The sequence below is a fragment of the Micromonospora sp. NPDC049102 genome (genome assembly GCF_043197485.1).
Lineage (GTDB): Bacteria > Actinomycetota > Actinomycetes > Mycobacteriales > Micromonosporaceae > Micromonospora.
Genome location: NZ_JBICTE010000060.1, coordinates 1 through 10,126 on the forward strand (window position 1 = coordinate 1; position 10,126 = coordinate 10,126).

The 10,126-nt window shown below is 66.6% G+C and carries 7 protein-coding genes; all 7 read right to left on the minus strand.

The features are described 5' to 3' along the window. Window positions 1-362 precede the first annotated feature (362 nt). Window positions 363-1,217: a hypothetical protein gene (locus tag ACGFH9_RS30655; RefSeq protein ID WP_393226316.1), complete on the minus strand. Its 855-nt coding sequence runs from the start codon at window positions 1,215-1,217 to the stop codon at window positions 363-365. 397 nt (window positions 1,218-1,614) lie between these two features. Further along, window positions 1,615-2,871, minus strand: a complete 1,257-nt coding sequence (locus tag ACGFH9_RS30660) for an ISAs1 family transposase (protein ID WP_393226318.1) — start codon at window positions 2,869-2,871, stop codon at window positions 1,615-1,617. Between the two features lie 337 nt (window positions 2,872-3,208). Continuing rightward, window positions 3,209-3,832 carry a hypothetical protein gene (locus tag ACGFH9_RS30665; protein ID WP_393226321.1) on the minus strand — a complete coding sequence of 208 codons (624 nt, stop codon included), beginning with the start codon at window positions 3,830-3,832 and terminating at the stop codon, window positions 3,209-3,211. Between the two features lie 188 nt (window positions 3,833-4,020). Beyond that, window positions 4,021-5,280 carry a Wadjet anti-phage system protein JetD domain-containing protein gene (locus ACGFH9_RS30670; protein WP_393226324.1) on the minus strand — a complete coding sequence of 420 codons (1,260 nt, stop codon included), beginning with the start codon at window positions 5,278-5,280 and terminating at the stop codon, window positions 4,021-4,023. Then, a complete protein-coding gene (locus tag ACGFH9_RS30675) occupies window positions 5,277-8,828 on the minus strand; it encodes an ATP-binding protein (RefSeq protein ID WP_393226327.1) in 3,552 nt (1,183 codons plus the stop codon). The genes ACGFH9_RS30670 and ACGFH9_RS30675 overlap by 4 nt, the downstream gene beginning before the upstream one ends. Next, window positions 8,825-9,547, minus strand: coding sequence for a DUF4194 domain-containing protein (locus tag ACGFH9_RS30680; RefSeq protein WP_393226330.1), 723 nt, complete (start codon window positions 9,545-9,547; stop codon window positions 8,825-8,827). Before ACGFH9_RS30680 ends, ACGFH9_RS30675 begins: the two co-directional genes overlap by 4 nt. A gap of 32 nt (window positions 9,548-9,579) precedes the next feature. Beyond that, the gene (locus ACGFH9_RS30685) at window positions 9,580-10,026 is read right to left on the minus strand and encodes a DUF3375 family protein (protein ID WP_393226333.1); all 447 of its coding nucleotides are present in this window, start codon (window positions 10,024-10,026) and stop codon (window positions 9,580-9,582) included. Window positions 10,027-10,126 lie beyond the last annotated feature (100 nt).

Genomic DNA, 10,126 nt, shown 5'->3' on the forward strand with positions numbered 1-10,126 from the left:
ATCGCTGAGTACCAACTCGGCCTTCGGCCGCCCACGACCTGCCACCACCGCAGTCTACATTTAGATAACGAATTTCAGGCGCAGGACACTAGCCGGCTATTCCACAACCTGACGACGCCTCCCAGCGCAGCGACGTCGCCACCGCCGGCTGCTCACCGGCAGAAACCTCGGCTTCCGATGTTTGCGACCGCCTACTTCAGCAACGACGCCGGAAGATACGAGCGGCCTCCACCGCCGTGTTCAACCGCCGCCGCACGATCGACGGGCTGGAGGGATCCCGGCGGCGCTGCAGTCGGACTGTCAACCCCCCGCCCAGCGGCGGGGCATTGACGGCGCCGCCATTCGCCAGCAGGAGCGAACACTCAATTCCCGGCCGGTGACTCACGCGTCGGCGTGGGTGAATCAGTCAGGCCTGCGACGAGCAGCAGATACGCGGTCAGTGCGACCGCCGCCGTAAGAGCTGGCATCGGTTGCGGCATGGACAGCGTGGGCGTGATGGCGTCGGAGCCAAACACGGCGTAGTCGTTGCCTACGTACAGGGGCATCGGGACTGCGGAAATACATGCGTCGATCAGGGGCAGCGCCACGACAGCCAACAACGCCGCGCCGATCGAGGCGAGCCGTCGACCGTGACCTGCGAGCGCCGAGCAGAGTGTCAACGCGGTAATCCCGAGGACTAGCGGCGGCAGGACCGCCATGCTCACGGCCATCATCAGACCGGACACGTCGGCGCCAGACGCTCGTAAGGGCTCAGCAGCAACGGCACGCCAGGTACTAACGATACGGACGACCGCGTATGCAGCGACCAGCACTGCCCCCACGGCGGCTGGCACTACCGTTTGCCGATGCCATCCGCCGCGGCGACACGCGACGAGCAACACCAACGCCGCGGTCAGCGAAGGCCAACAGAGGGACAGACCCGACTCGAACGCGGACGGTGTCTCAGAACCCGAGCCGGGCACAAGCACCTTCCAGCCGCCGCCTGTGCTGTCTCGAGCGGCCGGCATCGTCCGGGCCGCGTCCACGAGTAGGACCGCGAAGGCCAGCCCCAGCGCCCAGCGGGATCTCGGCGCTCGACTGAACATGGCAGAAGCAAAAAGCAGACCGATGCTCAGCACCTCGGCGTAACGCCAGATCGGACGATCCGTCAAGACACCGGCAACATGGAGGGCGGCGCACAGCGCAGCAGCGGAGAGGAGGAGCAGCCGAGGACGCACGGGCGAATCGTGCCACGCATGGCCACCAATCACAGAGTCCCTCGACGATCAGAGGTCCCGCCAGTGGGGCTGGAGACACGGCGATCTGTCATGAGTCCTCAGCGTGAATCACGACCGCCCCCGAGGGAGGCGGATCCCGCACGGATGGCGCGGGCTTCATGTCGGCGGACAGCCACATCCGATGCCAGGTCTAGGTCAAGATCCCGCCACTCTAGCGAGTCTCACGATAGACACCCTGGTCGAGCCGAAGCGACCAGCCACGGCCGTGGAGCCAGCTTCTGCGCGTGTTAGGCGGCGACAAGTTCTACGTCTCTGTTCACCAGTAAAAGGCGAAACGCGGATGTGCCGGCGCACCTGTTGGCCAGGGCCCCGGAGTAGTCCTTGAATGTCCGGTTGGTCATGGGATGCCGTGAAGGGTGAGGGCTGCGTCGGGGATGGTGTGGGCGCGGCGTGCGCTGGCGGTGTTCGCCCAGCCTGCGAGGCGGATGGTGCTGCGGACGATGTCGCGGAGGGCGGCCATGACGGCGGGGGTGTTGTGGGTGCGGATTTGGCTGGCGTCCTCGCCGAAGGTGACGTCGCGGATCCAGTGCACGCTGTTCTCGATGGTCCAGTGTTCGCGGGCCCAGGTGGCGATCTCGGCGGGGCGGGCTTCGTGGGTGGGTAGGTCGGTGATCGCGTAGACGATCTCGGTTGCCCAGGTTTTCGTGTCTGGTCGGCGACGTCTGCGGCGGATCCGCACGGCTTGGCGGGCGTGGGGGAACAGCAGGTCATTGACGGTGACGACCTGGACCTCGCGGATCTCGTGGCGGCCGTGGCCTCGGCTGCTCTGGCGGTGCAGGACCGGTACTTGCTTGCAGGGCAGGGCCCGCAGTTGGGCGGCGAGGCTGGGCTGGTTGTCCTTGACGGTGAACAGGTAGTGGGCATGGCGCTGCTCGACGAGGTAGACCGCGTGGGCGCGTTGGGCGTGCAGGGCATCGGCGGTAACCACCGTGTTGGTGAGGTCGGTGTCGGCGATCTGGTCCAACAGGGGTGCGAACTCGCTGATCTCGTTGGTCTTCGCGGGGATCTGACGGGCGGCGAGGGTGACCGCGTCGGCGTGACGCACTGCGGACAGGATGAAGACCTGGCTGCCGTCGCGGCGTTTCGCGCCACGCAGACACTTACCGTCTACCGCGATGGCGCCGCGGCGGGTCGGATCACCGGCGGGCGCACGGTGAGCGCGACGCTGTTCCCGCTCACCGACACCGTCCGGAGTCAGCGACGCCGACCCGGGTCGCGCCAGCGCGGTCAGATACCCATACCCGACCGCAGTCAGATCAGCCGGGTCGACCTTGGCGTAGACGTCGCGTAGGGTCCGCTCGTCCGGGACCCGGTACCGGCCGGTAAACGGATCGAACGGGCAGCCCAATCGGCTCAGTTCCCGCTGTTCACAGCGTCGCACCCACTCCGCGATCGCGGTCAACGAGTTGTGGCCGGACGCACTCAACGCGCATACCCCGATCGCCAGCAACGTCGCCAACCCGTAGCGCACACCGCGAGGATCACGAGGATCCTCGACCTGACCCAACCGGTCGAGCAGCCCCTGCACCCTGACCAACGGCGCATCAACAGAACCAAGAACAGGGGAATCCGCCGAGCGACACGGCGAGGACATGAGCGATGATGACACGGCGAGCACGACACCTTTGCCGATCGTGAAGTCTAGACACCTCCATGATCTACAGGTGTCGTGCTCGCCCCACATAGGACCCTGGGGCCCCCGGGCCCCCAGACGACAACTCGGCTAAAAGCCATATTCGGGGACTACCCCGGGGCCCTGACCTCAGGGGGTTGATGATCTCGACCGCGCCGATGGTGTCGTCGAGCAGCGACTCGGGGTCGTCGTAACCCTTGGCGTCGGCTATAGGCACGCCCTCGCACTGATTGGAAAGCCATGATCGGTGCCGGAACTCATTCCGCAAGAATAGGTGGCGAGGTGTGGAGGCGAGAGGTTACCGGGACTTGCTGATGAAGTGCCTTGGGCAGTTGTCACGGACATCGTCGTGTACGACCGACGGGTCTGCTCGCTCGGCCGCCTCCGCAACCTTGCGGTGCTGCTGACGGATCCCGCCGCCGTCGGTCTGGATGATGAGCGGCCACGAAGGCACCTCTCGGAGTATAGCCACGGCCGTCGCAGATCGAGGTCCGTCTTCTGCGGCTTGCGCAGCCAGCCAATCTGCCTTCCAGGCGCATGCTGCCCAGGCAGCGTAGGTTCCACGCACGGCAGCCACCTGTATCACCGTCGGTTCGCTTCCAAGCCCGGAGACGAATTCGTCAATGTCAGGAGCAAACGAGTAGCCCGGGGGTACCGGCACCTCTGTCGGACGCAACTCCTGCACCACCTCGCGGAAGTCGACGCCGTCGGTGCGTAGGTACTCGCTCGTATCGTTCTCCGTGTACCCCGGGCGGCCATACTCACCGGTGTGCGCAGGGGTGGCGTCACCGAAGGCCGTGGTGGGGGTGATCAAAAGCGCCGCGAGTACCCCAGCGGTAGTGGCGGCTATCCACGGCCAGCGCCGAGCCACCCCGTGGCGGATTCGATCAGGGAATCTCGCATCCATGTTCTGCCTTGTCACGTACCCTCCTCAGTCGCCGCTGACTGATGCAACACCTTCGCTAGAAATGCCCCGCATTACCCGGTCTGGGACCCGTCTAACCCAAGCGCCGGCGCCTTGGTCAGATGGACCGCGACCGGACCGACCTCGAGACCCAGGTCTCATGTCGCATCGGCGCAGCAGAGTCCCGCCCCCAGGTAACGAGCTGCCTACGGGTGCTGGTTGTCGTCAACGATCCGTCGTACGGCCGACAGGGCCGCATCGAGTGGGATCCGCTCCTGCTCTACGCGTCGGTGTCGGGTCCACGTCTCGGCGGTCAAGCATTGGTAGAGCGCCTTTTCGGCGTCGGTCAGGAACGGCACCGGTCGCGGTCTGCGGGCTTGCAGGGGCCGGCCCCTGGCATCGCTGTTGGTGCCGAATCGCTCCCATCGGGTGTAGGCGGTCAGGTCCATGAACAGCGATGCGGCGGGTACGCCGGCGGCACGGAACTCGTTGAGAATTTCTAGGCCGTCGGCGTCCATGTCGCCCCAGTAGAGGATGTGTGCGGCGCCGGCCAGCCAGGGTAGGGCGGCGATCGTTCTACCTCCGCGACCAACGCCCTCAACGCTGACGGCGCCGTCGAGCGCGGGGAAGTGGATGGCGGTGTCCTTGTTCTCGGAGATGATGACGACTCGTGGCTGGTACGCCGGTTGCGCTCGGTCGCCGATGGTGACGGAGTCATGTCGGCGTCCGCCTGCGGCGAGGTGGGCGGGGTCGAGGTAGGTGAAGTGCACTCGGGGTGGGTGTGGTGGCAGGAGTTCCAGGTCGTCTCGGGCTGATAGGCGGCGTACCAGTTCGAGCCGGTGATTGAGCCACTTGGCGTGTAGCCCTTCGATCGGCACCTGTCTGGGGGTGAGGCCGGTTGCCTCGTGCTCGGCGAACCACGTTCCGGCTCGGCAGAGCAGCTCGAAGTCCGTCTCGCTCAGCTCGTCGACCGCGGTGATCGTCGAGGCGAGTGATCCGGCTTCGGCGAGGTGAGGGAAGCGTTCGGCGAGCACTTTGGCCCTTTGGCGTGCGCGTTCCAGCCGTTGCGGCCAGTGCCGTGCGCAGAGTCGGGCGCCATGGTCGGGGTCGGTGACGACGAGGTGGGTGGGGAAATCCTGGTCGGTGTTGTGGACGCGCCGGGTGCGGGTGCGCAGTGGCGTGTCGTGCGCCGCGCTCCATGCTCGCCATCCGGCGGCCCAGGTTGCCGCGGTGGCGAAGTCTTTGGCGAGGTTCGCCGAGGTGGGTTGTCCGAGCGGGAAGTCGTGCGGCCAGGAGGCTGCGCGTGGGCCGGGTTGCTCGGAGGGTGCCGGTGTCGTGGGCGACGCCCCGTCGTCCGCTGCCGCGGTAGGGGGCAGGGTGATCCCGAGGGTGTCGGTTATGTAGCTCGCCCAGGTGTTGGTGAGTCGTCGCTCGATGTCGGTCAGGACTTGCTCGATCGTCTTCATCGTGGCGTGGCTTCACCGTTGGTCGTGGGATGCGGTGCCAACACGTCGGTTCCGATCGCCCGGCGACGTGCGTGGGGTATGGCCGGCGTGCTGGTGGCGGGGTGGTGTGTGGCGTCGCTGATGCGGGTGACGAAGGAGTAGTGCGTGCTCGTGTTCTTGGTGATGGCTAGCAGCGCGTCCATGTGTGGCTCGAGAGCTGTCACCTTGTCCAGTGGCGCTCCGATGATCAATTGGAAGCCGAGGCCTTTCCATGCCTGTACTGCGCGGCCGGCGAACTCGGCGTCGGACTTGACGAAGCCTTCGTCGAGGAAGACTGGTGCGAACCGTGGCCGTTCGCGGAGTTCGTCGCCGAGCCGGAAGCGGAGCGCCGCGCCGACGATGAATGCGACCAGTTCCTGGCTTTCGCCGCCGCTCTTACCGCCGAGGGAGGAGTGGGTGCTGAGGAGTTGTCCGGTGGTGTCGTAGCGCTCCGCGGTGATCTCGACGTGTCGCCGGACGTCGAGCAGGCGGTCGCGGTCGCTGAGGTCGGCGACGGCGCGTGGGTCGTTGCGGCGGCGGACGCGGCCCATGAACTTCTGCAGGTCGTGGAAGCGCTGTTCCATATGGTGTTCGGGCAGTTCTCGGGTCGCGCCTGATGACAGTGTTCGCAGTTGGCGGCGGAACTGGACGACGGCGTCGGACGTCAGGCGTCGAAGCTTGATGCGCAGTCGGTCGCGGTTGGCGCCGAACGGTAGACCACGCAGGATGCCGTTGATGGGCTCAAGGCGTTCCTCGATGTCGTTGATCGAGGATTCCATGGCTCCGGCGAGCGGGACTAGGTCTTCGCCGCTCCACTTCATGAGTCGCTTGCGCCACTCCTGTTGGCGCTCGTGCAGCCCGGTGCTGAGGATGGTGTCCAGGATTGTGGCGTAGTCCTGGTATGACGCTGCGGTCCGCCCGAGGTTCGGGTCCTCGAACTTCAATTGGTACGCGGCGAAGATTCGCTCCAGCTCAGCCTCCGCGTTGCGCAATTGGGTGTCGGCGGACTGCGCGGTGGCTGACAGCCGCTGCCGGAGCCGACTCAGGTTCGTCGGGAACTGCTCGAGGTCAGCGGGGTCCGCTGGGGCGACCGCTGCGGTGAAGTGCCGGTCGAGGACGGCTGTCTGTTCGTCGGTGAGCACCACATGTTGCTCAAGGTCGATCCGGTGCAGTTCGTCCTGGACGTCGGTGTGTTGAGTGTTGAGTGAAGACGCCTGCAGGCGGAGGTTGGTTTCCCACTGCTGGAGTTCGAATCGACGTGCGCGGGCGCTCTCCAGTTCCTCTTTCAGTTGGTCGATGCGTCCCTGTAGGTGCTGCAGGTTGTCGTCCGCGTCGAGGATTGCTCGGCGGGCGCGATCGAGCTTGTCGATGGCCGCCTCGACGCTGGCCACGTCGATGTCGTCCCAGGTGACCGCCCGGATCGCCTCGTAGGCGCTGCGGCGGGCGTTCAACGTTGTCCATTCGCTATCGATCATTGAGCGCCGGTGATCGATCGTGCTGAGCTTCACCTCGATGTTGCATAGTTCGCGGTCGATCTCGGCGAGGGTGTCCTCGTTGCTGAAGCCGATGATGTTCGACTGCTCGTTACGCCCGTGGGTGCCTCGCGTGCCGAAACGGGTTTGGCCAGCCACCGTTACCCGGTACCCGGACCCGCCCAGCTGATCGGGGTCCTCCACGCAGAAGGCGTTGCGGGCAGGGTCAGACAGGTGCCGCTGTACCCAGCCGGTGAACGGAGATGGCTTGAACTCAAGTTTCCCGGCGATTTTGTCCGGGTTGGTTTCGGCGTGGCCGTCAAGGTCGAGTGGTACCCCTTCGAAGGTCAGCCGGCCACGCAGGCGCAGTGGGTTGATAGCGGCGGAGAACATCTCCAGACGGTCTCGGGGTACGAGCAGCAACCGGGCGCTGGCGCCCAGGACCGTCTCCACGGCTGTCCGCCAGCGCCCCTGCTCGGGCGCGATGTCGATGAGTTCAGCCAGGAATGGCAGTTCGCTGGCGTCTATGCGCGACGCGCGGGCGACTTCCTGGCGCAGGTTGTCAAGGTGCATCGGAACGCGCCCGGCACGGCCGGCCAGCGAGGCTCGTTCTTCGGTCAGCCTCGTGCGGTTCTCGAGCAGTGGAAACTCCAAGCCGCGTAGCTCCTCGCGGCGGTCTCGTAGGGCCTCGGCCGTGGTGTCGCCGGTGGCGAGGAACGCTGCGGCGGTCGCCTGCAATTCGGCGAAGGTGTCCTTGTCATCGAGCGGCGCGGCCAGTTCGACGGTGCGTTCGGTGAGCGCCGCGCGCCGCGCCAGCCGTTCGTCGCGGCGCTGCCGTTGCTGCGTGGCCTGCTGAGCGAGGCTTTCCAGCTCACCTCCGCCCGCGTCCCGGTGGGCGGCCACAGTCGCGGCGAGTTCCCCCTCCAGCGACTGCTCGCGCTCGATCGCAGAGGCCAGGTCGATCGCGTTCGCCTTCTGCTCTCGCTGGTTGGTGGTGATCGCGCTGTCCAGCAGGCCGGCTTCCCGTCGCAGTCGCCACAGCACGATGGGGGTGTCGCCTTCGGCGTTGAGGCCGAATGTGTCAATCTGCTCGATCGTCGCCTGCGCCGCGGTGATGTCGGTGTGCTTCTGGGTGATCGGGCCGAGCAGTTCAGCTTTCTGCTGCTCTTTGCGCATCGCGGCGTGGGCGTCCTCGAGGTCGTCGAAGTGGCTGATCGCCCGGTCAGCTGCCTCGTATGTCGCGGGCCGCTCCAGCACCATGTCCTTGTACAGCTCGTCGACGGTGCGGATCTGGTGCCCGGACTGGATCCGCACCAGCAGTCGCAGGGCCTTCGCGCCGTCGCCGTTCGCGCCGATGCCGAGGTGGGTGTGCAGGCGAGCGGCGAATGAGGCATAGCTGTCGTGCGTCAGCAGTCCCGGGAACGCGGTCTTGAGCGACTTCGGCGCGAACAGTGAGGTGGCGTGCTCGGCGAGGTCTGCCAGGTCAAGGTAGCCCTCGTAGGTGGCCATCCGCATGGTGATGTCTGCGGCCTGAGTCGCGCGCGAGGAGACGTGGTAGATCCGTAGCGCGGTGAAGCGGCGACCGTGGTCGTCGATGAACGTCACGGCCACCGCGCCCCAGGTGGGTCGGCCGTCGCCGCGGAGCACCTTGGGCCGTTCTCGGCCGTTGTCGTCGGCGGTGGTGTCGGTCTGGCCGCGCAGGTAGGACAGCAGGTTGCGTTGCTCGGCGCTGCGGGCGCGGCCGGCGACGGCGTCATTGGACGCGCCGTTGAAGGATGTGTCCGACGGCATCATCAGGGCGATGTACGCGTCGAGCAGGGTGCTCTTCCCCGTGCCCGACGCCCCGGAAATCAGCGTCGCGCCGGTGTGGAAGTCGAAACGGACCCGGCCTTCGAATCCTCCCCAGTTCACGAGCTGGAAAGCCTCGGCCCTCCACTGCAACGTGCCGTCGGTGGCCCCGGCGACGTAGAACAGTGGAGTCGGTAATGACGTGGTGGCAGGCGGTGAGAGCACGGCGGCGGGCAGCAGAGCGGGTTGGACCTCGTCGTCGATCGTCACGGTGCCTCCTCGTCGCTGATGGCCGCGTCGGTAGCGTCCGGATCGCTGCCGCCGACGGTGCCGGTGGGAGACTCCTCGCTGGCTTCACCTTGGTGTGGTGCCTTGAGCCATCGCAGCAGGTCTTGCAGGCGCTCCAGGGGCAGCACGACGTCGATGGCGGGGCTCACCTCGAACCGCTCGGCGGTGCTGGCGCCGATCAGCAGTCCGGCTCGGAGGAGACTTTCGATGGCCTTGACGGCGCGTCGCCCATCGGCGGCGTGATCGGTGGCATGTGCCGGGCGGAGCGAGACGATGTGCTCGAGGATGTCCTGCCGGTCGACGTAGGTGCGGGAGGTTCCGGCGGCTTCTTCCGAACGGCTGCGGGTGCGCAGGTACACCAGCAGGATGGTCTCCTCGCGGCTCCACGCGGTGTCGTGGAGCAGGGTGGGAAACTTGCCGCCGCCTTCGGGGACTGCCGGCCGTTTGTAGGCGACCTCGCGCTCAGCGTCCAGGTGGAGGTTGAGGAACAGGTCGTTGAGCCGAGAGCGGAACAGCCGTGGGTCGGCCGTGAGTGTCTTCCATTCCTTGGGGTGGCTCTGCGCGGTGATGAACCGCTGCTTGAGCAGAGCGACCAGCACGCGGCGTTGCGGCAGCTCAAGTCCGCCTTCATCGCCTTCGAAGAGTGAGACGCTGCTGGTCAACTCCCGCTCCGGGTCGTCCCAGCCGATGGGGAGATCCACGGTCTCGCCGGTCGAGGAGGTCTCATCAACGCTCATGCCGGCTCCGATCTGGGCACTCGGCCCGGCCGGTCTTCTGCGGGCGCGGCAGACGAATCTGGGCTCCGCGGGCCTGGGGTAATCACTGGGATCGCGAAGTCGCGTCGGGTGCTGTCCGGGCGCAGCGTGCGGTACACCTCGGTGTGCTCCTCGTCGTGAACGAAGTCGTCCATGTTCGTGGTCAGGTGAAGCAGACCGAAGATCTCGACCGGCCGGCGTAGCGGTGCGTCCAGCGCGTCGAACAGCCGCCCTAGGGACGCCAGGGGCTCGTCCGAGGCGAGGGCGTCCTGAACGGCGGCGCGGAGTTGGTCAAGCGACGGGCCGCCCTGCGCCAGCAGGTCCGCCAGGGTGAGCCCGTCGGGGCGTTGCGTGGTGACGTCCCGCAGTGGCGGTGGCCCCGCGTCGTCGTCCGGGTTGTGGAAACGTTCGCGGAGATGATGCACGTCTAAGACCGTGTGTCAGTTGGGTTTGTTGCTGGTCAACAGGTTGAGTCGGTCGGCGCGGCGGTAGCAGATGAGAGCGCAGGCCAGGCGCAGGAATCCG